The sequence below is a fragment of the Geodermatophilus telluris genome (genome assembly GCF_900102745.1).
Lineage (GTDB): Bacteria > Actinomycetota > Actinomycetes > Mycobacteriales > Geodermatophilaceae > Geodermatophilus > Geodermatophilus telluris.
In genome coordinates this window covers 172,297-197,262 of record NZ_FMZF01000006.1, presented here as the reverse complement: position 1 = coordinate 197,262, position 24,966 = coordinate 172,297, and the positions used below count along the sequence as shown (strand labels likewise).

Genomic DNA, 24,966 nt, shown 5'->3' with positions numbered 1-24,966 from the left:
CGTGTCCCACCCGACGGTGGGCGGTCGGGTGGGACGCGCTGCGGTGCGGTAGGACGCCGTCCGGTCCCCGTCGCACCCGCCGCAACTCGACCGTTATCCCCAACTACACGCTCGGTGAACCGGGTGGAGAGGGCAGGCGGGGAAGACGGCGACGCCCGGGGATCCCGCGCCGATCTGAGCGCCGCCGCCGGTGCGCCTAACGTGGAGGACATGTCCAGCCCCGCCGAGCGGTACGCGGCTGCCCGGCGGCGCAGCGCGCACCCGACCCTCGCCGACTTCACCGCCGAGCTCGGCTTCTCCCTCGACCCGTTCCAGGTCGAGGCGTGCGAGGCGCTCGACGAGGGCGCGGGCGTGCTGGTGTGCGCGCCCACCGGCGCCGGCAAGACCGTCGTCGGCGAGTTCGCCGTGCACAAGGCGCTCGCCGAGGGCCGCAAGGCGTTCTACACGACGCCGATCAAGGCGCTGTCCAACCAGAAGTACAACGACCTCGTCGACCGCTACGGCGAGGAGCAGGTCGGGCTGCTCACCGGCGACAACGCGATCAACGGCGACGCCCCGGTGGTGGTGATGACCACCGAGGTGCTGCGCAACATGCTCTACGCGGAGTCCCCGGCCATCGACGGCCTCGGCTACGTGGTCATGGACGAGGTGCACTACCTCGCCGACCGCTTCCGCGGCGCGGTGTGGGAGGAGGTGATCATCCACCTCCCGGCGTCGGTGACGCTGGTGTCGCTGTCGGCGACGGTGAGCAACGCCGAGGAGTTCGCCGACTGGCTGGTCACCGTCCGCGGGCACACCCGGGTCGTCGTCAGCGAGGTCCGGCCGATCCCGCTGTGGCAGCACATGCTCGTGGGCAACCGGGTGTTCGACCTGTTCAGCCTGCGCCCGGCCGCGCACGCCGCCGAGCAGGGGGAGGACCCCCGCACCCGGTCCACCCGCGACCGCGGCGCCAGCGTCGTCGACCCCGAGCTGGTGCGCTACGTGCGCGAGTACGAGCGGCGGCTGGACACCTGGGGCGGCGGCAACGGCGGCTCCCGGCGCGACCGCGGCGACTGGCACAAGCCGCGCTACCGGCCGCCGGCGCGCCCGGAGGTGGTCGAGCGGCTCGACCGCGCCGGGCTGCTGCCGGCGATCACGTTCATCTTCAGCCGCAACGGCTGCGACGCCGCCGTCGCCCAGTGCCTGCAGTCGGGCCTGCGGCTCACCGACGAGGCCGAGCGCGCCGAGATCGCCCGGATCATCGACGAGCGCACCGGCTCGCTGCCCGACGAGGACCTGCACGTGCTGGGCTTCTGGGAGTGGCGGGAGGGCCTGCTCGCCGGGCTGGCGGCCCACCACGCGGGGCTGGTGCCGGCGTTCAAGGAGACCGTCGAGGAGTGCTTCGTGCGCGGCCTGGTCAAGGCCGTGTTCGCCACCGAGACCCTCGCGCTGGGCATCAACATGCCCGCGCGCACCGTCGTCCTCGAGCGGCTGGTCAAGTGGAACGGCGAGGCGCACGTCGACGTCACGCCGGGGGAGTACACCCAGCTCACCGGCCGGGCCGGGCGGCGGGGCATCGACGTCGAGGGGCACGCCGTCGTCGTGTGGGCGCCGGGCATGGACCCCTCGGTCGTGGCCGGGCTGGCCAGCACCCGCACCTACCCGCTGCGCTCGTCGTTCCGGCCCAGCTACAACATGGCGGTCAACCTGGTCGGCAGCTTCGGCCGGGCCCGCGCCCGCGAGCTGCTGGCCTCCTCCTTCGCGCAGTTCCAGGCCGACCGCTCGGTGGTGGGGCTGGCCCGGGCGGCCGCCCGGCACGAGCAGGAGGCCGAGCGGGCCGCCGCCGAGATGCACTCCGACGGCGGCGACGTCGCCGGCTACGCGCGGCTGCGCCGGGAGATCGCCGACCGCGAGCGGGAGCTGTCCCGCGACTCGCAGGCCAAGCGCCGGATGGAGGCCGCCGACGCGCTGGCCGCGCTGCGCCCCGGTGACGTCATCCGGGTGCCGTCGGGACGGCGGCAGGGCCTGGCCGTCGTCCTCGACCCGGGCGTCACCGACCTCGCCGACCCGCGGCCGCTGGTGCTCACCGAGGACAAGTGGGCCGGCCGGCTGGGCAGCGTGGACTTCCCGACGCCGGTGACCGCGCTGGCCCGGGTGCGGGTGCCGCGCAACTTCAACCACCGCAGCCCGCACGCCCGCCGCGACCTCGCCTCGACGCTGCGCGCCGCGCGGGTGGAGAACGACCTGGGCGCCCGCCGGGTCCGGCAGCGCTCGGCGGCCGCCGACGACCCGGTGCTGCACGACCTGCGCCGCGCGCTGCGCGCCCACCCGGTGCACGGGCTGCCCGACCGGGAGGACCGGGTGCGCGCCGCCGAGCGCTACCTGCGCTCGGTGGCCGAGGCCGAGGCGACCCACCGGCGGATGGCCGAGCGCACCGGGTCGCTGACCCGCCAGTTCGACCGCACCTGCGACGTCCTCGAGGAGCTGGGCTACCTGGTGCCCGAGGTGGCGCCCCTGGTGCCGGCCGACACCGCCGAGGACGTCCCGCTCGACGACGTCCCCCGGGTCACCGACGAGGGACGCCGGCTGGCGCGCATCTGGTCCGACGGCGACCTGCTCGTCGCCGAGTGCCTGCGCGCCGGCGCCTGGCGGGGCCTGGGCCCGGCCGGGCTGGCCGCCGCCGTGTCCACGCTGGTGTTCGAGGCGCGCCGCGAGACGCCCGGGCAGCCGGCGGTGCCCGCCGGTGAGGTCGCCTCGGCGATCGCGGAGATGCGCCGCATCCGCGCCCGGCTGCAGGACGTCGAGCTCGACCGGGGCCTGCCGGCCAGCCGCGACCTCGACCTGGGCTTCGCCTGGGCGGCCTACCGGTGGGCCGACGGGCAGAGCCTCGACCGGGTGCTCGCCGGCGCCGAGCAGGCCGGTACCGAGCTCTCCGGCGGCGACTTCGTGCGCTGGGCGCGCCAGCTCGTCGACGTGCTCGACCAGCTGGCCAAGGTCGCTGACGAGCACGTCGCCCGGGTCGCCCGCGCCGCGGTGGGCCGGGTGCGGCGGGGCGTGGTCGCCGTCGCGGTCAGCGGCTGAGGCAGCCGGTCGGGGGAGCGGGACGCACGCCGGGGTGGGGCACAATCGCTCCCGCTCCCGGTGACGGGGTGTTCCGGGACGGTCCGCAGGGGCCGGGAGGGCAGGAGCGACGATGACCAACCCGCCGCAGGGTGGCCAGCCGGACCGGTACGGGCAGCAGCCGGGTCCGTACGGGCCGCCGGGACCGTACGGCCAGCCGGGCGAGCGGTACGGGCAGCCGGGCGGGCCGTACGGCCAGCCGGGCCAGCCGGGTCCCTGGGGGGCGCCGGGCGCCCCCCAGCAGCCGGGGCCGCCGCCCGGGCAGTACGGGCCCCCCGGCCCCTGGTCGGCGCAGCCCGGCGCGCCCGGCCAGCCCTTCGCCTCCTACGGCCAGCCCGGCGGGTACGGCCAGCCCGTCGGCTACGGGGAGCCGCCACGGAGGTCGCGCACCCGCCCGCTCATCGGCACGGCCCTGGCGGTCGTCGTCATCGGCGCGGCGATCCTGCTCGCGCTGCTGCTCGGCCAGGACGTCCTCGACGGCGACCGGGCCGAGGACGACATCGCCACCCAGTTCGAGGAGACCTTCGGCGTCGGCATCGACGTCAGCTGCGACGACGAGATGGTCGTGGAGGCCGGGGCCAGCTACGACTGCTCCGGCACCACCGAGGACGGCGACGACGTGACGATCCGGGTGGTGATCACCGACGCGGAGTCGGCGGCCTACACGTGGGAGGTCGTCTGACCGACGGCGCGGCGGCCGGCCGCCGTCCTCAGTCCAGGACGTCGGCCGGCCAGCCCAGCGCGGCCCCCAGCCGGCCCAGCGAGGACCGCAGCCCGTGCGCGTCGGCCAGCGCGGCCAGCGCGCCGGCGTCGGCGGGCCGGCGCGGCAGCGCGCCCTCCACGGCCGGCAGGTCGACGTCGCGCGCCACGGCCACCACCACCGGCGCTGCGTCCAGGTACGCCGCGCCGGCGTGCAGCCGCTTGAGCACGGCGGCGGTCAGCGGTGCCCGCGGCACCGCGGTGCGCGCGGCGGCCGCCCGCACGCCGGCGAGGTCGCCGAACTCGGTGATCAGCGCCGCCGCGGTCTTGGCGCCGATGCCGGCGACCCCGGGCAGCCCGTCGCTGGGGTCGCCGCGCAGGACGGCGAAGTCGGCGTAGGCGCGCCCCGGGATCCCGTACCTCGCGCTCACCGCCGCCTCGTCGACCACCTCGATGTCGGTGATGCCGCGGTTGGTGTAGAGCACCCGGACGCCGCGCACGTCGTCGACGAGCTGGAACAGGTCGCGGTCACCGGTGACGACGTCGACCGGCCCGCGGGCGCGGGTGGCCAGCGTGCCGATGACGTCGTCGGCCTCGTAGCCCGGCGCCCCGACCCGCGCGACACCGGCCGCGGCGAGCACGTCGACGAGCACCGGCACCTGCGGCCCGAGCTCGGGAGGCGTCTCCTCCCCGCCCTCGGGGGAGAGCCGGTGCGCCTTGTACGACGGCAGGGCCGCGACCCGGAAGTCCGGGCGCCAGTCGTCGTCCCAGCAGGCGACGAGCCGGTCGGGGCCGTGCGCGGTGAGCAGCCGGGCGGTCATGTCCAGGAACCCCCGCACGGCGTTGACCGGTCGCCCGTCGGGGGCGGTCACGCTGGTCGGCACGCCGTAGAAGGCCCGGAAGTAGAGGCTCGCGGCGTCGAGCAGCATCGTCGTCACGGCCGGTGACGGTAACGGTCCGGGCAACCGGGGCGGGCGCGGTCGCCACCCGGGGTTAGTGTCCGGGCGTGGCAGACAGCACGGGGGCCCTCGTCACCATCGACCGCGTGCACGCCGCGCGCGCCGTCGCCGCGGAGCTGGGGATCGACGTCCTGGTGCTCACGCCGGGCTCGGACCTGCGCTACCTGTGCGGCTACCACGCGCACGCGATGGAGCGGCTGACCGCGCTGGTGGTGCCGCGCAGCGGCGACCCGCTGCTGGTCGTCCCGCGGCTGGAGGCGCCGATGGTCGACGCCGGCCCGGCCGGCGCGCTCGGCCTGGAGGTGCGCGCCTGGGACGAGACCGACGACCCGTTCGCGCTGCTCGCCACCGAGGTCACCGCCCGGCTCGGGAGCGCGCCGACCCGGGTGGCGGTCGGCGCCCGCACCTGGGCCGAGCACGCGCTCGGCGTGCACCGCGCCCTGCCCGGCTCCACCCTCGAGCTGGCCACGCCGGTGGTCGACCGGCTGCGGATGGTCAAGACCGCGCCCGAGGTCGAGGAGCTCGCCGCCGCCGGCGCGGCGATCGACCGGGTGCACGCGCGGATGGGGGAGTGGCTGCGGGTGGGCCGCACCGAGGCCGAGATCGGTGCCGACGTCGCCGCGGCGATCCTGGCCGAGGGGCACGTCGGCGTCGACTTCACCATCGTCGGCTCCGGGCCCAACGGCGCCAGCCCGCACCACGAGCTGTCCGGCCGGGTGGTGCAGGCCGGCGACCTCGTCGTCGTCGACATCGGCGGGGAGACCGCCACCGGCTACCGCTCCGACTGCACCCGCACCTACGCCGTCGGCGGCGAGCCCGGCCCCGACGTGGCCGAGTGGTACGCCGTGCTGCAGGACGCGCAGGAGGCCGCGGTGGCCGCCGTCCGCCCCGGGGTGACCGCCGAGCAGGTCGACGCCGTGGCGCGCGACCGGATCACCGCCGCCGGCTGGGGCGAGCACTTCATCCACCGCACCGGGCACGGCATCGGCCTGGACACCCACGAGGCGCCCTACCTCGTCGCGGGCAACGACCTGCCGCTGGAGGCGGGGATGGCCTTCTCGGTGGAGCCGGGCATCTACCTCGCCGGGCGCTGCGGCGCGCGCATCGAGGACATCGTGGTCTGCACCGACGAGGGCGTGCGCACGCTGAACGAGGGTCCCCGTGGGCTCGTCGTCCTCCCCGGCTGAGCCGGGGGCCGCCGCCCCCGACGTCGACCGGGCGCTGCTGGCGGCCCTGGCCCGCGACGGGCGGGCCAGCTACACCGAGCTCGCCGAGCGGGTGGGCCTGTCGGTGTCGGCGGTGCACCAGCGGGTGCGGCGCCTCGAGCAGCGGGGCCTGATCACCGGCTACCGGGCCAGCGTCGACGCCCGCAAGCTCGGGCTCGGGATGACGGCGTTCGTCTCGATCACGCCGCTGGACCTGCACGAGGCCGACGACGCCCCGGCCAAGCTCGCCCACCTCGACGCGATCGAGGCCTGCCACTCGGTGGCGGGGGTGGAGAGCTACCTGCTCAAGGTGCGGGTGGCCTCCCCGGAGGCGCTGGAGGCGCTGCTGCGCGAGATCCGGGCGACGGCGAACGTGAGCACCCGTACCACCGTCGTCCTCTCGACCTTCTACGAGGACCGCCCGCTCGTCTGAGCCGCCGGCGGCCCGTGTCGCCGGCCGGGGGCACGCCGCCGCCCGTTGCCCGTGCTCCTCGCGCGGTGCCGGTCCCGCAGCGCCCGTGATGATCGAGTACGCCGGACAGCAGCCCCTGACCGTCCGTTATCCCCAACACCATCGCCGAAAATCGGTAGGGACACCCGCTCGGGGACAGCAACACGGTCCACACCGCCTGGACAGTGGGTCGAACGTGTGTTCGCATGGGCGCCATGCGGTGGGACGCCCAGCGGCTCGACGACGGCGACGGCGCGCTGCTGCCCGGCATGCCGAGCGCGCGCGGCCTGCTGCGCAGCGTCGAGGTGCCCGAGTTCCCGGGTGTGACGCTGCACGAGGTGCTGGCCCGCTCGGGGCTGAACAAGGTGCCCGACGGTTCGCGGGTGCCGTTCTCCTACACGATCAACCCCTACCGGGGCTGCCTCCACCAGTGCGTCTACTGCTTCGCCAGGTCGACGCACGAGTACCTCGACCTGGACGCGGGGCGGGACTTCGACACCCAGATCGTCGTCAAGACCAACCTGGTCGAGGTGCTCCGCCGGGAGCTGGCCCGGCCGTCGTGGCGGCGCGAGCACGTCGCGCTGGGCACCAACACCGACCCCTACCAGCGCGTGGAGGGCCGCTACCGGCTGATGCCGGGGGTGATCCGTGCGCTGGCCGACTCCGGGACGCCGTTCTCCGTCCTCACCAAGGGCACGCTGGCCCGGCGGGACGTCCCGCTGCTGGCCGCGGCCGCGCGCCGGGTGCCGGTCGGCTTCGGGGTGTCCCTGGCGATCTGGGACGAGGAGCTGCACGCCGGCCTCGAGCCCGGGGTGCCCTCGCCACGGGCGCGGCTGGACCTGGTGCGCGCGGTCACCGACGCGGGCCTGCCCTGCGGGGTGTTCCTCGCCCCGGTGCTGCCCGGGCTCACCGACCGGCTCGCCGACCTCGACGCCGCGCTGGCGGCGGTCGCGGCCGTGGGCGCGACGGGGGTCACCGTCGTCCCGCTGCACCTGCGCCCGGGCGCCCGCGAGTGGTTCTCCGCCTGGCTGGCCCGCGAGCACCCCGCGCTGGTCGGCCGCTACCGGCAGCTCTACCGCGGCGGCGCGTACGTGACGGCCGAGTACCGGTCGTGGTTGGCCGCCCGGGTCGCGCCGCTGCTGCGCCGGCACGGGCTCGACGGGCAGGGCAGCGGGCGGGCGCGTGGCGCCGACGGCGTGGCGCCCCCCGGCGTCCCCGGCGACGACGAGGCGGCCTTCCCGGCCGGCAGCCTGCCGCCGTCCCCTGGCCCGCCCGCGCCCGGGGCGGGGGTCCGGCGGCGCGGGCGGGCGATCCGGGAGGAGGCCGTCGCCGGCCAGCTCCCGCTGCTGTGAGACGGCGGGGGAGGGGAGGGGCTCAGCCCGCCGGCGGGGCGGCGGACGCGCGGTTGGCCCGGGCGGCGCGCTCGGCCCGCACCGCCCCGCGCTCGGCCACCGGCTCCGCGCCACCGGCGAGCGCCAGCCGGCGGTAGGAGTCGTAGGACAGCGTCTCGTAGACGGCCGCCAGGGCCTCGGCCCGCGCGCGGCGCGCGCCCGTGGCGGTGGCGCGCAGGTGCAGGGCGGTCCGGACGGCGTGCTTGGTGAAGGTGACCTGCAGCGCCTGGCTGGACAGCCGCCCGCCCACCGTGGAGGTGAGGCCCGGGCCGCGCCGCAGCGCCGGGAGCACCCACGGGCTGTCGGCCAGGGCGGGGAAGCGGCTGCGCACCTCCTCCCAGGCGTGCCAGGCGAGCAGGGCGCCGGGCACCGACCACTCGCCGTCGTCGGTGCGCACCACCAGCCGGCGCGCCGTGGGGTGCACCTGCTCGCGCCGCAGGTCGCGGAAGGTGCCCACCGGGGCCGGCCAGCCCAGCGCGATGGCGCACCACACGACGGTGCGCAGGTGCTCGGGGTCCTCGCTGCGCACCTCGGTCAGCGGCCGGAGGTCCAGGGAGCGGGGGTCGGGCTCCGGGGTGGGCGGCACCGGCAGGGGGACGCCGCCGTAGCGGGCCACCTTGCTGTAGAGGGTGACCGTGGCGGGCTTCCACCCGCGGGCCGCGGCGACGTCGTCCATGCCCCCGGAGGCCAGTTCCTCGGGGCCGAGCCCGAGCTCGAGTGCGGCGTCGACCAGCCGACGCCACTGGACGGCGTAGCCCTCGGGAGGCGCCAGGCGCTGCCACGCCCGGGCCGCCGGGGGTGCCGGCATGTCGGGCAGGGGGTGCTGCCATCCCGCGTCCACTTCCCCATCATACCCGTTATCCCTAACGAAGCAATGAAAAAATCGGTGGTCTCGAACGACCAGGAACGCTTGCCGCGCAAGGCCTGTGTCGGGCCCGCCGGGGCACCGACCTGCGGGGGGGACCCGTGCGCACCGACGATGTCCCGGTGCGCACGGTCGGGGTGGAGGAGGAACTGCTCGTCGTCGACCCGTCGGGGGTGCCGGTGCCGCTGGGACCCGAGGCGCTCGCGGTGGCGTCGCGGCGGGGAGAGGGGGAGACCCCCGCGGAGCACGACCGCTCCGGGGAGGGGGAGGGGACCGGCGGGTCGCCGGGCCACCTGGTGCCCGAGCTGATGCAGCAGCAGCTGGAGCTCGGCACCCGGGTGTGCAGCGACCTGGCCGAGGTGACCGCGGAGCTGCGCCACTGGCGCGGCCGGGCCGACGCCGCGGCGCGGGCCGTGGGCGCGCGGGTGGCGGCCCTGGCCAGCTCCCCGGTGTCGGTGGAGCCGGTGACCACGCCGGGCGAGCGCTACGAGCTCATGGCCGCGACCTTCGGGCTCACCGCGCTGGAGCAGCTGACCTGCGGCTGCCACGTGCACGTGTCGGTGGCCGACGACGAGGAGGGCGTGGCCGTCCTCGACCGCATCCGGGTGTGGCTGCCGGTGCTCACCGCGCTGACCGTGAACTCACCGTTCTGGCTGGGCCGCGACAGCGGGTACGCCAGCTTCCGCTCGCAGGCGTGGAACCGGTGGCCCTCCTCCGGGGCCACCGAGCGCTTCGGGGACGCCGCCGCCTACCACCGGGTGGTCGCCGACCTGGTGGCGACGGAGACCATCGTCGACGCGGGGATGGTCTCCGTCGACGCCCGCCTGTCGCAGACCTGGCCCACCGTCGAGGTGCGCATCGCCGACGTCTGCCTGCGCGTCGAGGACGCCGTCACGCACGCCGGGCTGGTGCGCGCCCTGGTGGAGACCGCCGCGCGGGAGTGGCGCGACGGCGTCCCGGCGCCCGCCGTGCGCGCCGACGTGCTGCGGGTGGCCGCCTGGCGCGCCGGGCGGTCGGGCACCGCCGGCGACCTGCTGCACCCGCTCACCGGCCGGCCCGCCCCGGCGGCGGACGTCGTCGGCGCGCTGCTCGGGCACGTGGGTCCCGCGCTGCGGGACGCCGGCGACGGCGAGCGGGTGGCCGACGGCGTCGCCGCGGTGCTGGCGCGCGGGACGGGCGCCGAGCTGCAGCGCCGGGTGTTCGGCGAGACCGGCGACCTGTCCGCGGTGGTGCGGGCCGCCGTGGAGCTCACCGCGGCCGGGCCGCCCGGCGGGTGACGCCGTCCGGAGCCGGTTATCGTCCCCGCCGTGGACACCGCGAGCTGGCGTGACGTCGTGCGGCGCGACCTGTTCGGCCCCCACCCCGACCGGCGGGACCGGCCCTACCGGCTGGTGGTCCGGCTGGCCCTGGTGGTGTTCCGGCTGCTGCGGCTGCGCTTCGACGTCCGCGGCGCCGAGCACGTGCCGGCGTCCGGCGGCGCGGTGGTGTGCAGCAACCACGTGAGCTACCTCGACTTCACCTTCCTCGGCCTGGCCGCCCTCCCGCAGCACCGCCTGGTGCGCTTCATGGCCAAGGCCGCGGTGTTCGGGCACTGGTTCGCCGGGCCCTTCATGCGCGCGATGCGGCACATCCCGGTCGACCGCAAGGCCGGTGCCGCGGCGTTCGATGCCGCCGTGCGCGCGCTGAAGGACGGCGAGCTGGTGGGCGTGTTCCCCGAGGCGACGATCAGCCAGAGCTTCACCCTCAAGGACCTCAAGGCCGGCGCCGCCCGGATGGCGATCGACGCCGGCGTGCCGATCCTGCCCGCCGCGGTGTGGGGCGGGCACCGGGTGGCCACCAAGAAGCACCCGGTCGACCTGACCCGCGGCCGGGCGGTGACCGTGCTGCTGGGCGAGCCGCTGCAGCCGGAGCCGGGGGAGACGCCGGCGGCGCTGCTGGCCCGCACCCGCGCGGCCATGGAGGCGCTGCTGGACGAGGCGCAGCGCAGCTACCCGCAGCAGCCCTCGGGGCCGGAGGACACGTGGTGGCTGCCGGTGCACCTGGGGGGCACCGCGCCCACCCTGGAGGAGGCCGCGGCCCGCGACCTCGCCGACGCCACCGGGCACCGGCGCCGGGCGCGCACCTCCCGCCGGGCGCGGCTGGCGGCCCGCGTCCGCCGCGGGGGGCGGGCGGCCTAGTCGACGACGGGGGGCGCCATCAGCCGGAAGGCCTCGAGCTCGACGTCGTACCACCGGCGCAGCCGCCCCAGCGGCGTCATGCCCAGCCGCCGGCAGACCGCCAGGGACGCCGCGTTGCCCGGCCGCACGACCGCGTAGACCTCGGGCAGGCCGGCGCCGAAGGCCCACTGCACGACCGCGCGGGCGGCCTCGGTGGCGTAGCCGCGGCCCCAGCTGTCGGGGTGCAGGTGCCAGCCGACCTCGACCTCGCCGACGCCGTCGGGCAACGGCTTGAGCAGCAGCGTGCCGGCGATCCGGGCGGGGTCCGCGCGGGGCTCGACCGCCCACACCCCGCAGCGCGGGTCGGCGCGCGAGACCTGCGCCCAGCGGGCCACCAGCTCCACCGGGCCGACCGAGGGGGTGCCGCCCAGCCAGCGGGTGACCGCCTCGCGGCGGTAGAGGTCGGTGAGGCGGGCCAGGTCGTCGCGGCGGGTGGTCCAGGCGCGCAGCCGCAGCCGCTCGGTGACCAGCTCCCCGTCGCCGTCGGGCACGGTCGGTGCCTACCCGGCGCCACGACCCTCACGCCCCGCCGTCATGCTCCCGGCATGAGCGCACCGGCCGACCTGTTGATCACCGACGTCACCGTCGGCGACCGCCGCGGCCGCGCGGTGCACGCCGTCGACGGCCGGATCGCCTGGCTCGGGGACGCCGCCGACGCGCCGCGCGCCGGCCGGGTGCTGGCCGGGGAGGGCGCGCTGCTGACCCCGGCGTTCGTGGACGCGCACGTGCACGCCACCGCGACGGGGCTGGCGCTGACCGGTCTCGACCTCCACTCGAGGTCGAGCCTCGCCGCGGCGCTCGCCGCCGTCGCCGACGCGGTGCGCACCGCCCCGCCGGGGATCGTGCTGGGCACCGGCTGGGACGAGACGGGCTGGCCGGAGGGCCGCGGGCTGACCCGCGCCGACCTCGACGCCGTCGTCGGCGACCGGCCGGCCTACCTGGCCCGGGTGGACGTGCACTCCGCGACGGTGTCCACCGCGCTGCTCGACCGGGTCCCCGGCATCCGCGGGCTGCCCGGCTTCTCCCCCGACGGGCAGCTGCGCCTCGACGCCCACCACGCCGCCCGGCAGGCCGCCTACGGCGCCGTGGGCGGCCCGCAGCGGGCCGCGGCGCAGGCGGCGGCGCTGGCCGAGGCGGCGCGGCTGGGGATCGGCACGGTGCACGAGATGGCCGGGCCCGAGGTGTCCAGCGCGGAGGACCTGCAGGCGCTGCTCGCGCTCGCCGGCGGGCGCCCCGGCCCGGGGGTGGTCGGCTACTGGGGGGAGCTGGCCGAGCGCGGCGGGCTGGAGCCGGTCCACGAGCTCGGGCTGGCCGGCGCCGGCGGCGACCTGTTCTGCGACGGCGCGCTGGGCTCGCACACCGCGGCGCTGGGCACGCCCTACCGCGACCGGCCGGCCACCTCCGGCGCGCTGCGGTTCGACACCGCCTCGCTGGTGCACCACGTGCGCGCGTGCACCGAGGCCGGGCTGCAGGCCGGGTTCCACGTCATCGGCGACGCCGCGGTGGGCCAGGTGCTCGACGCCGTCGGCGTGGTGGTCGAGCAGCTCGGCGTGGCCGCGGTGCGCGCCTGCCGGCACCGCCTCGAGCACGTCGAGATGCCCTCCGCCGACGCCGTGGCGCGGATGCGGGCCTGGGGGGTGGTGGCCAGCGTGCAGCCGGCGTTCGACGCGGCGTGGGGCGGGGAGGCCGGGATGTACGCCGAGCGGCTCGGGGTCGAGCGGGCCCTGGCGACCAACCCGTTCGCCGACCTCGCCGACGCCGGCGTCGCCCTGGCGCTGGGCAGCGACGCCCCGGTCACCCCGCTGGACCCGTGGGGCGGGGTGCACGCCGCCGTGGACCACCGCACGCCCGGCGCCGGGCTGCGGCCCTTCGACGCCTTCGACGCCGCCACCCACGGCGGCTGGCACGCCGCCCGCGCCGAGACGCCGGCCGGGCCGCTGTCGGTGGGCGCCCCGGCCGACCTGGCGCTGTGGGCGAGCGGGGCGAGCCTGTCGGGCGTCCTCGCCGAGCGGCAGCGGCCCGCCTGCCGGGCGCTGGTGGTGGCGGGGGAGCCGCTGCAGTGACCGCCGTCGGGTCGCTGTAACGAGCGTCGGGGCCGACCCGACGGGGGACGCTCCCGGTCGGGAGGCCGGCCGCGGCCGGGGGGATGGGATGCTGGTCGGTGGACCACGCGGTGGTCCGCGCCCGCCGTGTGGTGGGTGCCAGCCGGACGCCGGGGCCCCGCCCGCGGCACCACGTCGCGGGGAGGCCGAGGGTGCCCGCAGCAGCCGCGCCGGACACGCAGCGGCCGCGCACCGGCCCGCACGAGACACCCCCCGCCTCGCGCCGCCTGCCGTGGCGCACCGCGCTGGCCGCCGCCGGGGGCGGACTGCTGCTGCTGGCCTTCCCGGGCTGGTCGCTGCCGCTGCTGGCGGTGCCGGCCACCGCGGCGCTGGCACTGGCCGTGCACGGGCAGCGCGCCCGCGGCGGCGCCTGGCTGGGCCTGGTGTTCGGGCTGGCCTTCTTCGTGCCGCTGCTGTCGTGGAGCGGCACCTACGTCGGGGCGTTCCCGTGGCTGGCGCTGGCGCTCTCCCAGGCGGCGTTCGTGGCACTGCTGGGAGCGGCGACGGCGGCCACCTCCCGGCTGCGGCTGTGGCCCCTGTGGACGGCGGCGCTGTGGGTGGCCGACGAGGCGCTGCGCGGCCGGCTGCCGCTGGGCGGGTTCCCGTGGGGACGGCTGGGGTTCAGCCAGACCGACGGGCCGTTCCTGTCGCTGGCCGCCTACGGCGGGGTGCCGCTGGTCGCCTTCGCCGTCGCGCTGTGCGGCGCGCTGCTGGCGGCGGCGGTCCTCGCCGCCGTCCAGGGGCGCACGGTGCGGACGGCGGCCGCCGCGGTGGCCGGGGCGCTGGCCGTCCCGCTGCTCGGGGGGCTGGCCTGGCTGCCGCTGCCGGGCGCCTCGCTCACCGCGGGCGGGCCGGCGGTCACCGTCGCCGTCGTGCAGGGCGACGTGCCCGAGGCCGGCCTGGAGTTCAACGCCCGCCGCCGCGCGGTGCTGGACAACCACGTGCAGCAGACCCGGCAGCTGGCCGCCGCGGTGGCCGCCGGGGACCAGCCGCAGCCGGACCTGGTGGTGTGGCCGGAGAACAGCTCCGACATCGACCCCTACACCAACGCCGACGCCGCCCGGGCCATCAGCGGCGCCGCCGCGGCGATCGACGCGCCGATCCTGGTCGGCGCCGTCGTCGAGGGGCCGGGGCGGTACCTGAGCAACACCGGCATCGTGTGGGACCCGGTGACCGGCCCGGGCGACACCTACGTCAAGCGCCACCCGGTGCCGCTGGCCGAGTACGTGCCCGCCCGCGCCTTCTTCCGCTTCTTCAGCGACAAGGTCGACCTGGTCCGCCGCGACTTCACCCGGGGCAGCGAGGTCGGGGTGCTGGAGGTGGGCGGCGCGCGGGTGGGCGACGTCATCTGCTTCGAGGTGGTCTACGACTCCCTGGTCGCCGACACGGTGGAGGCCGGCGCCGGGCTGCTCGTCGTGCAGACCAACAACGCCACCTTCGGGTTCAGCGACGAGAGCGCCCAGCAGGTCGCCGCCGCGCAGGTGCGGGCGGTGGAGTTCGGCCGCTCGGTGGCGCTGGCCTCCACCAGCGGCATCTCGGCGGTGATCGCCCCGGACGGGACGCTGGTGCGGCAGTCGCAGCTGTTCACCCCGGCGGTGTTCGTCGAGGAGATCGCCCAGCGCGACACCACCACGCCGGCGCAGCGGGTCGGCGCCGGCCCCGAGTGGCTGCTGTCCGCGCTCGGTGCCGGGGCGGTGCTCGCCGTCGCCGTCCCGGCACTGCGGGCACGGCGAGGACGGCGGAGCGGCCGGTGACCGTCCCGCCGCGGGTGCTCGTGGTCATCCCCACCTACGACGAGGTGGACAACCTCGGGCCCATCCTCGACCGGCTGCGCGCCGCGGTGCCGGCCGCGCACGCCCTCGTGGTCGACGACGGGTCACCCGACGGCACCGGTGAGCTCGCCGAGCGGCTGGCCGCCGCGGACCCGCGGGTGCACGTGCTGCGGCGGACGGCGAAGACCGGCCTCGGCCCGGCCTACGTCGCGGGGTTCCGGTGGGGCCGCGAGCGCGGCTACGACGTGCTCGTCGAGATGGACGCCGACGGCTCGCACCACCCCGAGCAGCTGCCGCTGCTGCTGGCCGCCCTGGACGGCGCCGACCTGGTGCTCGGGTCGCGCTGGGTGCCCGGCGGCCGCGTCGAGGACTGGCCGCGGCGGCGGCTGCTGCTCTCCCGGCTGGGCAACCGCTACACCCGCTGGGCGCTGCGGCTGCCGCTGGCCGACGCCACCGGCGGGTTCCGGGCGGTCCGCGGCGAGCTGGTCGACCGGCTGCCCTTCGACGCGGTGGCCAGCCAGGGGTACTGCTTCCAGGTCGACTGGGCGTGGCGGGCGTGGCGCTCCGGCGCCCGGGTGGTCGAGGTGCCGATCACCTTCAGCGAACGCGCGCGGGGCCGGAGCAAGATGACCGCCTCGATCGTTGAGGAGGCGTTGGTGCGGGTCACGTGGTGGGGCCTGCAGGACCGGCTGGCCGACCGGCTGCCGGGCCGGGTCCCCCGCGCCGTACCGGGACGGGTCCGCGACGGCGGGCGGTCCAGCGCGGTCCGGTAGGCGGACCCGGGCCGCCCGGCGAGCCGGGCCGAGGAGAACCGTGGGACACCGCGTTCGGGTGCTGGCGGGGCTGTGGGCCCTCGCCGAGGTCGTCGTCCTCGTGCTGGTGGCGAGCTGGATCGGGGTGGGCGCGACCGTGCTCGCCGCGCTGGCCACCACCGTGCTGGGCTGGTCGCTGACGGCGCGGCAGCTGAGGGGCCTCGCTGCCCCCCTCCGCTCGCACGCTCGCGGCGGGCCCCTGCAGCGAGGCCGGACGATCGGGGACGGGGGCCTGGTCGCCGTCGGCGGGGCGCTCATGGTGCTGCCCGGCTTCCTCGGCGACGTCGTCGGGCTGCTGTGCCTGCTGCCGCCCACCCGCCCCCTGGTGCGGGCCGTCGTCGGCCGCGGGCTGGTCGCGCGGCTGGGCCTGGTCCCCGCGGGTCCGGTGCGGGTGCGCAGCACCCGGGTGCCCGGGGCGACGGCGGCCGGTGCGACGGCGGCCGGTGCGCGGGTGCGGGTCATCGAGGGCGAGGTGGCCGGCGACGTGGTCGACGCCGGCCCGCGCGGCTGACGACCTCAGTCCCGGGGGAGGGGCCGGAAGCGCAGGCAGGTGCGCTCGCCCACCCGCTCGACGCCGGTCGCCGCGAGCCGGGCCGGGGCGACGCCGTCGAAGAGCCGCAGGCCGCCGCCGAGCAGCACGGGCAGCACGTCGACGCGCAGCTCGTCGGCCAGCCCGGCGTCGAGCAGCTGGCGGTTGAGGTCGGCGCCGCCGACGACGGTGACCGCCCGCTCCCCGGCGAGCTCCCGGGCGGTGGCCACCGCCGCGGGCAGGTCGCCGGCGAAGGTGATCGACAGCCGGTCGTTGCTGCGCGGCGGCGTGGCCGGCGGGCGGGTGGTGAGCACGACGATCGGCACCTGGTACTCGTAGTCGTCGGCGTAGGAGTCGGGGTCGGGCGCGCCGTCGAAGGTGCGCCGCCCCATGAGGACCGCCCCGGTCTCCGCCTGCGAGGCGGCCAGGTAGGCGCGGCCGGCCGGGCTGTCGAGGTCGGCGTAGAGCACGCCGAAGTCCCCGGAGGGGTCGGCGACGTAGCCGTCCAGGGACATCGTCATGCCGGCGATCAGGTGGGCCACGGCGTCCTCCTCGGGGGGGTGCTGACGGGGCAGACCCGTGGGGGAGCGGGAACTGAGCGGTCCCCGGACGCGCGACGGCCCCGGTGGGGTGTCCCACCGGGGCCGCCGAACGGTCCTGGCACGGCCCGCCTCCAGGGGCCCGCCGCGAGCTCGCGAGCGGTGGGAGGAGGCGGGTCCTCCCTCAGCTGGCGCGGGTGCGCCGTCCGCGCAGCACCTCGAGGCGCTCGGCGAGGACCTCCTCGAGGTCCTCCACGGAGCGGCGCTCGAGCAGCATGTCCCAGTGGGTGCGCGGCGGCTTGACCTTCTTGGGGGCCGGCTCGCTGCCGCCGACCAGCTTGGCCGCGGCGCCGTCGAACTTGCACTCCCAGGTGTCGGGCACCTCGGCGTCGTCGGCGAACGGCACGGTGAACTGGTGGCCCGTGGGGCACTTGTACTCCGCGTACTGCCGCTCGATCGGAGCGGTGTTCCGCTCGGTCTCGTAGCTCACGCTGCCCAGTCGGCTGCCGCGCAGGGAACGCTCGCCCATGGCACACCGTCCTCTCGTGCTTCGGGGTGTCGGTCAGGAGTCCACGTCGCAGCAGGGAGCTACCCACTGCGCAGGGGAGTCGAAAGGGACCAACGACGGATTTCGCGAAGAGATTCCGCTGAGTCGGTTCCCCATCATCGCATGGAGTGGTATCGGGCGCCGCACGCACCCCCCGGCCGGGGGACCCGGGCTCAGGGGAGGGCCAGCTGCCCCGGCCCGGCCGCGGTGGGCCCGAGCTGGCCGAGCACGTGGTGGCGGCGGCACAGCACCTGGTAGTGCACCTCCGCGCCCGTCTCGTCACCGGCCTCGTCGGTCGGGGCGGGGGTGGGCGCGGTGTCGGCGACGACGACGGTGGCGCCCGAGCGCACCATCGCGCCGTCCACCACCCGGGCGTTGAGCAGGCCCGGCAGCCCGCACCAGCACAGCACCTCGACCTGGATGCGCTGCACGTCGTCGGCGACCTCCAGCAGCCGCTGGGTGCCCGGGAACAGGCGGGCGCGGAAGTCGGTGGTCAGGCCGAAGGCGTAGACGTCGACGTGCGAGGCGTCGACGAGCTCGGCGAGCTGGTCGACCTGCCCGGGGGTGAGGAACTGCGCCTCGTCGACGATCAGGTAGTCCACCCGGCGGCCCCCGGCCCAGTGGCTGCGCACCAGCAGCAGCAGGTCGCTGCCGGCGTCGACCTCGACGGCGGTGCGCGACAGGCCGACCCGGGAGCTGATCAGCGGCCGTGCCGAGCGGTCGCCCTGGGTCAGCAGCAGCCCCGAGCGGCCCTGGCGGCTCTGGTTGTGGTCGACCTGCAGGGCGAGGGTGGACTTGCCGCAGTCCATCGGGCCGTGGAAGAAGCGCAGGTGGGCCGGGGCCGGCGCGCGGCGGCGGTCACCGGCGGCGGGCACCGCCACCGGCGGGACGGACGGGTCGGTCACAGGCGCTCCGGCGGCGTGTTGCCCGCCGCGACCACCGCGCGGCGCACCGGCAGCCGCAGCAGCAGCAGGAAGCCGGCGACGAAGAAGACCACCAGGCTGATGATCGCGTACCGGTAGGAGCCGGTGAGCTGGTAGGTCAGGCCGAAGGCCAGCGGCCCCAGCCAGCTGGTCCCACGGTCGCTGATCTCGTAGAAGCTGTAGTACTCCGCCTCCTTGCCCGCCGGGATCAGGTGGCTGAACAGCGACCGCGACAGCGCCTGCGTGCCGCCCTGCACCAGCCCGATCACCGCGGCCAGGGCGTAGAACTGCGCGACCGCGCCCTCCTGCAGCCAGTAGGCGGCCACCAGCACCGCCGTCCACACCACCAGGCAGCCCAGCACCGTGCGCTTGGCGCCGTGGCGGGCCGCCACCCGGCCCAGGCCCAGCGCCCCGAACACCGCGACCACCTGCACCATGAGGATCGCCCCGGTGAGCACCGACTGCGACAGGCCCAGCTCCTCGCTGGCGTAGGTCGCCGACAGCGAGACCACCGTCTGCACGCCGTCGTTGAACAGCAGGTAGGCGCCGAGGAACCACAGCGTCAGCGGGAACGCCCGCATGCCCCGCAGCGTGGCGGCGAGCTGGCGGAAGCCGCTGGTGGCGTGCGCGGCGGCCTGCGCCGGCCGGTCGCGCAGCAGCGACACCGTGACCAGCGTGAACAGTCCCCACCACAGGCCGGCGGTGGCCAGGCAGATGCGCACCGCCTCGCCCTCGGTGAGGCCCAGCGAGCCCGCGCCGAGGAAGAGCCCGAGGTGGACGGCGAGCAGCAGCGCGCCCCCGACGTAGCCGAAGGCCCAGCCGCGGCTGGAGACCGCGTCGCGCTCGTCGGGGCCGGCCAGGTCGGGCAGCCACGAGTAGTAGACGACGGTGGCGGCGCCGAAGCTGACGTTGGCCACCACGAACAGCGCCGCGCCCAGCAGGTAGCGGCCGTCGGCGACGAAGAACAGGCAGGTCGCGGCCAGCGCGCCCAGCGCCGCCAGCGCCCCGAGCAGGTGCCGCTTGCGGCCGGTGCGGTCGGCGACCGCGCCGGTCAGCGGCAGCACCACGACCTGCAGCACCACCGACACCGACAGCACGTAGGAGAACCAGCTGCCCGGCGGGATCGCCAGACCCAGGAACGGCAGCCGCCCGCCGGGCCCGGCGGCGTCCTCGGCGACCGAGGTCAGGTAGGGCCCGAGGAAGACCGTGGTGACGCTGGTGTTGAACACCGACATCGCCCAGTCGTAGGAGTACCAGCCGAAGCGCTCGCGGCGCAGGGCACGGTCGACGGGCGGCGCGGCGTCGACGTCGGGGGCGTTCACCGGCGCAGGGTGCCACCCCGGGCGGCGCGGATCCAGCACCGTCCGGTCACGGGATGTCGTCGGGGACGACGCCGCCCGGGAACGCCGCGACACCGGTCGTGGGCCGGGTCGGGTCGGGGTGCAGCGGCCGGCTCGCCTCCCGCAGCGGCACCAGCCCCCGCGTGATCGCCGCCGCGATGCGCGTCCGTGCCCGGTTGGCGTCGCCCACCCGGCCCAGCTCGAGGTCCGCCATGGACACCGGCGGCCCGACGTGCACCCGCAGCACCGGCCGCTGCACCAGCGACCGGGCTAGGGTGCGCAGCTTGCCCCAGTCGTTGCCGTACTGCAGCACCTCCTGGGCGCCCCACTGGCTGACCGGGATCACCGGCACCCGCACGCCCAGCGCCAGCCGCGCCATGCCGGTGCGGCCCCGCTCGGGCCAGCCGTCGGGCGCCAGGCCGACCCGCCCCTCGGGATAGGCCACCACGTGCCCGCCGTGCACCAGCGCCACCTCGGTGACCCGCACCGCGTGCCGCGCCACCTCGGTGCCGCGGTCGACCCGGATGCCGCCGGCCCGCTCGAGCAGCGGGCCGACCACCGGCGCGGACACGATCCCGCCGGTCGCCATGATCCGGGGGACGACGCCGAGCCGGTGCAGCGCGACGGCGATGACGAACGGGTCGAAGTCGCCGACGTGGTTGGCCGCCAGCAGCAGCGGCCCGCGCCGCAGCTCCGCGGGGATCGACCCGGTGACCTCCACCCGGCCGACGAGGTCGACCAGCCAGGAGAAGCGCTGCAGCAGGAACAGCCACACCTCCCACGGCGGGGCCGCGGCGATCGCCAGCTCGCGGGCGAACCACTCCGGGTCGCCGGCGCGGAGGATGCCCTCGAGGTGGTCGGGCAGCGGCGGCGGGGCCGGCCGCCAGTCGCGCAGCGCCTGCACCCACCCGCCCGGCAGCCACCCGCCCGGTACCCACCCGCTCAGCGCGGCGTCCACTGGCCCCGGTCCTCCAGCACGCCGCGCAGCATCGCCGGGCGGTCGGTCATGATCCCGTCGACGCCCAGGTCGAGCATCGCCGCGGCCTCCTCCGGGGTGTCCACCGTCCACACGTGCACCTGCAGCCCGCGGGCGTGCGCGGCGGCCACGAACCGCTCGTCCACCAGCGCGCGGCCGCCCAGCTGCAGCGGCACCTGCGCGCACCCGGCCGGCAGCCGCACCAGCCCGGCGGCCCGGGGGGAGTAGGACGACAGCCGCAGCGCGGCGACCCCGCGCGGGCCCAGCGAGGTGCACACCGAGGGCCCGAACACCCGGCGGGCCGCGGCCACCCGCGCGTCGGAGAACGACCCGAGGCAGATGCGGTCGGCCATCCCGGTCCGGCGCACCAGGGGCACCAGCGGCGCGAGCACGCCGGCGGCCTTGACGTCGAGGTTGAACCGGACGTCGGGCCAGGCGCCGAAGAGGTCCTCGAGCCGCACGACCGGCTCCCGGCCGCCGATGCGCGCCGTGGCGACCTCCGCCCACGGCAGGTGCTCGATGCGGCCGGTGCGGTCGGTGACCCGGTCGAGGGTGGGGTCGTGGAAGGCGACGAGGACACCGTCGGCGGTGACGCGGACGTCGGTCTCCAGGTACCGGTAGCCCATCGCCACGCACGCCTCGAACGCCGGCCGCGTGTTCTCCAGGTGCTCGATGGCGCCGCCGCGGTGCGCCATCGCCAGCGGCGTCGGCCCCTCGAGGTAGGCGAACCGGGCGGGGGGCACGGCCGACACGCTAGCCGCGCCGCCCGACACGCCGGACGGGCCCTCCGTCAGCGCGTCGCGGGCGTGTCCGGCGGGACTGTCGGTGCCGCCGTCTACCGTGCGGGCCGTGGCAGAGCAGCGCGCCCGCAGGACGGTGGGGAAGGCGGTCGGTACGACGACGCAGCTGGGGACGGACGCCCCGGCGGAAGACGGTCGGCAGGGGAGTGGCGGCGAGCGCCGCTGCGGCTGGTGCCGCCGCGTCCTGCCCCAGGCCGGGTCGGTGGGCCGCCCCCGGCTCTACTGCGGGCAGGCCTGCCGCCAGCGCGCCTACGAGCAGCGCAACGCCAGCACCCAGGCCGGCCTGCCCGGCGACGTCGTCCTGGTCAAGCGCGCCGAGCTCGACGGCCTGCAGGACCGGCTCTACCAGCTGCGCTGCGCCATCGAGGACGTCCAGACGCTGCTGGCCGAGCGGCACACCAAGGCCGAGCTCGAACGCTCCCTGGCCGACCTGGTGCACTCCACCGGCCGGCTGGACAAGCTCTGGGTCAGCGAGCGCGCCGCCGGCTGACCCGCCGGGTCGCAGGTCGCCGCCCGGTCAGTCCGGGTCCTGCGTGTCGTCGTCCTGGTCCTCGGGTGCTCCCGGGTCGGGGTTGCTGTTGTCCGGCAGGTTGTCCTGCGACTCCTCCGACGGGTCGCCACCGCTGGTGTTCTCGCTGTCGTCGGTCGTGCCGTCGTTGCGGTCCTGGCCGGCCGGATCACCGCACGCCGTCAGCGTGGCACCGCCGCCGAAGAGAGCCAGGGCGGTCATCAGTGCGGCGATCGGACGTCGGAGTTCCATGTCGTCGACCCTACGGAGCAGCCGGGCGGGCCGCCCGTCGAAGCACCCCACACCACCATTATTGCGTCACTGTGACGCAACACTGGTGGTGTCGGTGACTGCCGGGGAGGAGGGGGTCACCGTCCGGCGGTGGCGTCCGGGGCGACCGGTCGACAGTCGGGCCCGGGTCGGCCGGCGAGGACGGGCCGGCGGCGGGCAGGTGACGGGATCGGAGCTGCGGACACCGGGCGGCGCCGGTCGGACGGCACGGACGGGTCGTGACGCCGGGGACCACCGGAGGTGCCGGGCCGGCACGGGTGCCGGACGCGGGACGTCGGCGCGCGTGGTGTCGGGGTGCGTGCCGCCGTCACCTGCGAGCCGGACGAGCCGTGCCGGTGGTCCCGACGTCGCCAGGGTCCCGAACTCACCAGGTCGTGTCCACCAGGTCGTGTCCACCAGGTCGTGGCCGGCGGTGTGGCCGGGCCCGGCGGGACGATCTCGACCGGTTCCGACCGCCCTGGGAACCTGTGCCGATAATGCACATTATGTCAGGTAGCGCGGAGCGGGGCCGCTCCCGTCCTCCCCGGAGCCTCCTCCTCCGTCACGTCTCCTGCAGGCGGACCCGGGGGTCCAGCGCGGCCGCGGCGACGTCGGCGACCGCGTTGGCCACGATGACCGCGGCGATGACCACCGTGGTCAGCCCGACCAGCAGCGCCCGGTCGCGCCCGCCGATGGCGCCCAGGATCGCGTTGCCGACACCGGGCATGCCGAACACCCCCTCGACGACGACCAGCCCCACCACGAGCTGTCCCAGGTGGGCGGCCACGAAGGTCACCACCGGCGTCAGCGCGGGACGCAGCGCGTGCACGCCGACCACCCGCCGGGTCGTCAGCCCGCGGCCGCGCGCCGCCTGCACGAAGGGCGCGCGCAGCGTGTCGCCCACCTCCGCGCGGGTGATCAGCGCGACGTAGCCGGTGGACAGCGCGGCGAGTGCCACGGTCGGCAGCACGTAGGCCGCGGGCTCGCCGCTGCGCCCGTTGAACGGCGCCCAGCCGAGCTCGGAGACGAACACGAAGCGCAGCAGGTAGGCCGCCACGACCACCGGCGTGCCGACCAGCAGCGTGGCCACCACGGTGACTCCCTTGCCTGTCCACCGCCCGCCGGCGGCCAGCGCCCCGGCGACCACGCCGACGACCAGCTGGAGCACCACCGCGCCGGCCAGCAGGGTCGCGCTGACCGGCGCGGCGACCGCCAGCACGTCGATGACGGCCGGCCCGGGCACGACGGCGTCCCCGCGCAGGGTCGGCAGCCCCCGGCCCCAGTCCCCGGTCACCAGGTCGCGGAGGTAGCGGCCGTACTGGACCGGCAGGGGCTCGTCGAGCGAGAACTCGCTGCGGATGCGCGCGTAGAGCTCCGGCGGCGGGGGCGAGAAGCCGAACAGCGCCCGCACCGGGTCCCCGGGCAGTTGCGTCACGGCGACGAAGACCAGGGTCACGGCCGCCCAGAGGCTGAGCACCATCTGCGCCAGGCGGCGCAGGGCGAAGGCGGGCACGGCCGACATCGTGGCAGCACCGTGATCACCGCCGTCGAGGTCCCGGCCGGCCGTCGGGCAGGATCCGCTCGTGCCGTCGTCGAACCGGGTCCGGGCGAGCGGCGCCCTGCTGGTCGCCGTCCCGCTGCTGGCCGTGCTCACGGTGATGGTCCTGGCGCCCAGCACGCTCAGCCCCGCCGACCCCCGCGACTGCGACCTCGGCGCGTCCCTCGAGCCGCCGTCGTGGGCGCACCCGCTCGGTCTCGACGTGTTCGGGTGCGACCTGGCCGCCAAGGCCGTCCACGGGGCGCGGACGTCGCTGCTCGCGGCGGCCGCCGTGATCGTCCTCGCGGGCCTGCTGGCGGTCGTACTGGGCACGGTGGCCGGCTACGCGGGCGGCGTGGTCGACGGCGTCGTCTCCCGGGCCACCGACGTGTGGTCGGGGATCCCGCTCGTCCTCGGCGGGGTCGTCCTGCTCAGCGCCACCGACCGGCGCGGCCCCGTGCAGCTCGTCGCCGTGCTCACGGCCTTCAGCTGGCCGCCCATGCTGCGGGTCGTGCGCGCGGCCACCCGGCAGGTCGTGGCGCTCGACCACGTCACCGCGGCCCGCGCCCTCGGCGCCGGACCCGTGCGGCTGCTCACCCGGCACGTCGTCCCGCACGCCGTCCGGCCGCTGGTGGTCTTCGCCAGCGCCTACGCCGGCGTCCTGGTGTCGGCCGAGGCCGTCCTCACCTTCGCCGGCGTCGGCCTGCAGCGCCCGACCGAGTCCTGGGGCATCCTGCTGCAGCAGGGCGGCGAGGCGTCCTCCCGGGCGCCGCACACCCTGATCGCGCCCAGCCTCGTCCTCGTCGTCGCCGTCACCGCCTTCGTCCTCCTCGGCGAGGGCCTGCGCCGACGTCCGACCCACCGCTGAGCCGTCGCGAGGGCGTCGCGAGCCCGGGACGTCGACGGGGCACCACTCCCCTGCTCGGGTCCGGGTCGTCCGTCCCGGCTCCAGGCTGACAGATGACCCCTCCCCTGGTCCTTCATGGTCTTGTTCGGGACGAGCAACCGTCAATTCCATCATTTTGTTGGGGATAACGGTAGAAGAGAGGAGAGCTGCAGCGCTCGACCGGCGATCATGCTGCCGCGTGCCACGCCGCGGCCGGCCGATCCCGGCGCCCGGCGTGTCCCGTCCCGCGTGCACGGCGCGCCGACACCCACCGGGGCCGGGCCGGCGAGCGACGAGCCGTGACCAGCGGCGAACCCGTCCCTCGGTCCCGCCCGCCCGACACCGCAGCGGAGGCGGTGGGCGGGACCCTCCCCCGGTCGTCGTCGTTCTGGGTCGTTGCCGCTTGTTTTGATTGCAACTTGGGGATAACGGATGTAACGGATCGGGATGACGTTGCAGGAAGTCGTTGACCTCTGCATCACCCGTGGTTACGTTCCCGCCGGTGTGTTCCACGCCACACCGGCGGTCGCCCGCGGGGCG

At 76.7% G+C, this 24,966-nt stretch carries 24 protein-coding genes; 13 read left to right on the top strand and 11 right to left on the bottom strand.

From position 1 onward, the window contains the following. The first annotated feature begins 210 nt into the window (after positions 1-210). Both BLQ97_RS18820 and BLQ97_RS18815 read left to right on the top strand, forming a co-directional pair. Positions 211-3,060: a DEAD/DEAH box helicase gene (locus BLQ97_RS18820; RefSeq protein ID WP_091367610.1), complete on the top strand. Its 2,850-nt coding sequence runs from the start codon at positions 211-213 to the stop codon at positions 3,058-3,060. Positions 3,061-3,172: 112 nt separating this feature from the next. Then, positions 3,173-3,781, top strand: a complete 609-nt coding sequence (locus BLQ97_RS18815) for a DUF4333 domain-containing protein (protein WP_091367608.1) — start codon at positions 3,173-3,175, stop codon at positions 3,779-3,781. 28 nt (positions 3,782-3,809) lie between these two features. Here BLQ97_RS18815 and BLQ97_RS18810 read toward each other — a convergent pair whose 3' ends face one another. Continuing rightward, positions 3,810-4,727: a 5'-3' exonuclease gene (locus tag BLQ97_RS18810; RefSeq protein ID WP_091367943.1), complete on the bottom strand. Its 918-nt coding sequence runs from the start codon at positions 4,725-4,727 to the stop codon at positions 3,810-3,812. Between the two features lie 77 nt (positions 4,728-4,804). On the opposite strand from BLQ97_RS18810, the gene BLQ97_RS18805 reads away from it, so the two are divergent. The 3 genes from BLQ97_RS18805 to BLQ97_RS18795 all read left to right on the top strand — a co-directional run bounded on the left by BLQ97_RS18805 (position 4,805) and on the right by BLQ97_RS18795 (position 7,765). Then, on the top strand, positions 4,805-5,944 hold the full coding sequence (locus BLQ97_RS18805; protein ID WP_091367607.1) for a M24 family metallopeptidase: 1,140 nt from the start codon (positions 4,805-4,807) through the stop codon (positions 5,942-5,944). Then, positions 5,919-6,395, top strand: coding sequence for an Lrp/AsnC family transcriptional regulator (locus tag BLQ97_RS18800; RefSeq protein WP_091367604.1), 477 nt, complete (start codon positions 5,919-5,921; stop codon positions 6,393-6,395). Before BLQ97_RS18805 ends, BLQ97_RS18800 begins: the two co-directional genes overlap by 26 nt. A gap of 224 nt (positions 6,396-6,619) precedes the next feature. After that, positions 6,620-7,765 carry an Rv2578c family radical SAM protein gene (locus tag BLQ97_RS18795; protein WP_245692450.1) on the top strand — a complete coding sequence of 382 codons (1,146 nt, stop codon included), beginning with the start codon at positions 6,620-6,622 and terminating at the stop codon, positions 7,763-7,765. A 22-nt stretch (positions 7,766-7,787) separates the two neighbouring features. Here BLQ97_RS18795 and BLQ97_RS18790 read toward each other — a convergent pair whose 3' ends face one another. Beyond that, positions 7,788-8,645 carry a hypothetical protein gene (locus BLQ97_RS18790; RefSeq protein ID WP_091367603.1) on the bottom strand — a complete coding sequence of 286 codons (858 nt, stop codon included), beginning with the start codon at positions 8,643-8,645 and terminating at the stop codon, positions 7,788-7,790. A gap of 125 nt (positions 8,646-8,770) precedes the next feature. Here BLQ97_RS18790 and BLQ97_RS18785 point away from each other — a divergent pair, with 125 nt between their 5' ends. Both BLQ97_RS18785 and BLQ97_RS24310 read left to right on the top strand, forming a co-directional pair. Next, the gene (locus BLQ97_RS18785; RefSeq protein ID WP_245692448.1) at positions 8,771-9,946 is read left to right on the top strand and encodes a carboxylate-amine ligase; all 1,176 of its coding nucleotides are present in this window, start codon (positions 8,771-8,773) and stop codon (positions 9,944-9,946) included. 30 nt (positions 9,947-9,976) lie between these two features. Beyond that, positions 9,977-10,846, top strand: coding sequence for a lysophospholipid acyltransferase family protein (locus tag BLQ97_RS24310; protein WP_091367601.1), 870 nt, complete (start codon positions 9,977-9,979; stop codon positions 10,844-10,846). On the opposite strand, the gene BLQ97_RS18775 is transcribed toward BLQ97_RS24310, so the two are convergent. After that, complete coding sequence (locus tag BLQ97_RS18775; RefSeq protein WP_091367600.1) at positions 10,843-11,376, bottom strand: GNAT family N-acetyltransferase; 534 nt, start codon at positions 11,374-11,376, stop codon at positions 10,843-10,845. The genes BLQ97_RS24310 and BLQ97_RS18775 overlap by 4 nt on opposite strands. Before the next feature lie 54 nt (positions 11,377-11,430). Here BLQ97_RS18775 and BLQ97_RS18770 point away from each other — a divergent pair, with 54 nt between their 5' ends. The 4 genes from BLQ97_RS18770 to BLQ97_RS18755 all read left to right on the top strand — a co-directional run bounded on the left by BLQ97_RS18770 (position 11,431) and on the right by BLQ97_RS18755 (position 16,082). Further along, the gene (locus BLQ97_RS18770; protein WP_091367598.1) at positions 11,431-12,948 is read left to right on the top strand and encodes an amidohydrolase; all 1,518 of its coding nucleotides are present in this window, start codon (positions 11,431-11,433) and stop codon (positions 12,946-12,948) included. A 191-nt stretch (positions 12,949-13,139) separates the two neighbouring features. Further along, a complete protein-coding gene (lnt, locus tag BLQ97_RS18765; RefSeq protein WP_245692446.1) occupies positions 13,140-14,741 on the top strand; it encodes an apolipoprotein N-acyltransferase in 1,602 nt (533 codons plus the stop codon). Further along, complete coding sequence (locus BLQ97_RS18760) at positions 14,738-15,532, top strand: polyprenol monophosphomannose synthase (RefSeq protein ID WP_217637266.1); 795 nt, start codon at positions 14,738-14,740, stop codon at positions 15,530-15,532. Before lnt ends, BLQ97_RS18760 begins: the two co-directional genes overlap by 4 nt. Positions 15,533-15,572: 40 nt before the next feature. Next, the gene (locus BLQ97_RS18755; protein ID WP_091367594.1) at positions 15,573-16,082 is read left to right on the top strand and encodes an FxsA family protein; all 510 of its coding nucleotides are present in this window, start codon (positions 15,573-15,575) and stop codon (positions 16,080-16,082) included. A gap of 5 nt (positions 16,083-16,087) precedes the next feature. Here BLQ97_RS18755 and BLQ97_RS18750 read toward each other — a convergent pair whose 3' ends face one another. The 6 genes from BLQ97_RS18750 to BLQ97_RS18725 all read right to left on the bottom strand — a co-directional run bounded on the left by BLQ97_RS18750 (position 16,088) and on the right by BLQ97_RS18725 (position 21,168). Continuing rightward, positions 16,088-16,642, bottom strand: coding sequence for a dihydrofolate reductase family protein (locus tag BLQ97_RS18750; protein WP_091367593.1), 555 nt, complete (start codon positions 16,640-16,642; stop codon positions 16,088-16,090). A 181-nt stretch (positions 16,643-16,823) separates the two neighbouring features. Further along, positions 16,824-17,168 carry an RNA polymerase-binding protein RbpA gene (locus tag BLQ97_RS18745; RefSeq protein ID WP_091367591.1) on the bottom strand — a complete coding sequence of 115 codons (345 nt, stop codon included), beginning with the start codon at positions 17,166-17,168 and terminating at the stop codon, positions 16,824-16,826. 191 nt (positions 17,169-17,359) lie between these two features. Beyond that, positions 17,360-18,091 (bottom strand): thymidine kinase, encoded by a 732-nt coding sequence (locus BLQ97_RS18740; RefSeq protein WP_091367589.1) that lies wholly within the window; start codon positions 18,089-18,091, stop codon positions 17,360-17,362. After that, positions 18,088-19,431 carry an MFS transporter gene (locus tag BLQ97_RS18735; RefSeq protein WP_091367587.1) on the bottom strand — a complete coding sequence of 448 codons (1,344 nt, stop codon included), beginning with the start codon at positions 19,429-19,431 and terminating at the stop codon, positions 18,088-18,090. Before BLQ97_RS18735 ends, BLQ97_RS18740 begins: the two co-directional genes overlap by 4 nt. Positions 19,432-19,477: 46 nt before the next feature. Then, positions 19,478-20,407, bottom strand: a complete 930-nt coding sequence (locus BLQ97_RS18730; protein WP_245692445.1) for a lysophospholipid acyltransferase family protein — start codon at positions 20,405-20,407, stop codon at positions 19,478-19,480. Next, a complete protein-coding gene (locus tag BLQ97_RS18725) occupies positions 20,392-21,168 on the bottom strand; it encodes a glycerophosphodiester phosphodiesterase family protein (protein WP_217637265.1) in 777 nt (258 codons plus the stop codon). Before BLQ97_RS18725 ends, BLQ97_RS18730 begins: the two co-directional genes overlap by 16 nt. A 106-nt stretch (positions 21,169-21,274) precedes the next feature. On the opposite strand from BLQ97_RS18725, the gene BLQ97_RS18720 reads away from it, so the two are divergent. Then, entirely contained in the window at positions 21,275-21,715 is a 441-nt protein-coding gene (locus BLQ97_RS18720; protein WP_245692443.1) for a hypothetical protein, read from the top strand. Positions 21,716-21,742: 27 nt separating this feature from the next. Here the strand turns inward: BLQ97_RS18720 and BLQ97_RS18715 are convergent, their stop codons facing one another. Next, on the bottom strand, positions 21,743-21,985 hold the full coding sequence (locus tag BLQ97_RS18715; protein ID WP_139173750.1) for a hypothetical protein: 243 nt from the start codon (positions 21,983-21,985) through the stop codon (positions 21,743-21,745). Positions 21,986-22,565: 580 nt separating this feature from the next. Then, a complete protein-coding gene (locus tag BLQ97_RS18710; protein WP_175471817.1) occupies positions 22,566-23,516 on the bottom strand; it encodes an ABC transporter permease in 951 nt (316 codons plus the stop codon). Positions 23,517-23,586: 70 nt separating this feature from the next. Here BLQ97_RS18710 and BLQ97_RS18705 point away from each other — a divergent pair, with 70 nt between their 5' ends. Beyond that, the gene (locus BLQ97_RS18705; protein WP_091367579.1) at positions 23,587-24,408 is read left to right on the top strand and encodes an ABC transporter permease; all 822 of its coding nucleotides are present in this window, start codon (positions 23,587-23,589) and stop codon (positions 24,406-24,408) included. Positions 24,409-24,966 lie beyond the last annotated feature (558 nt).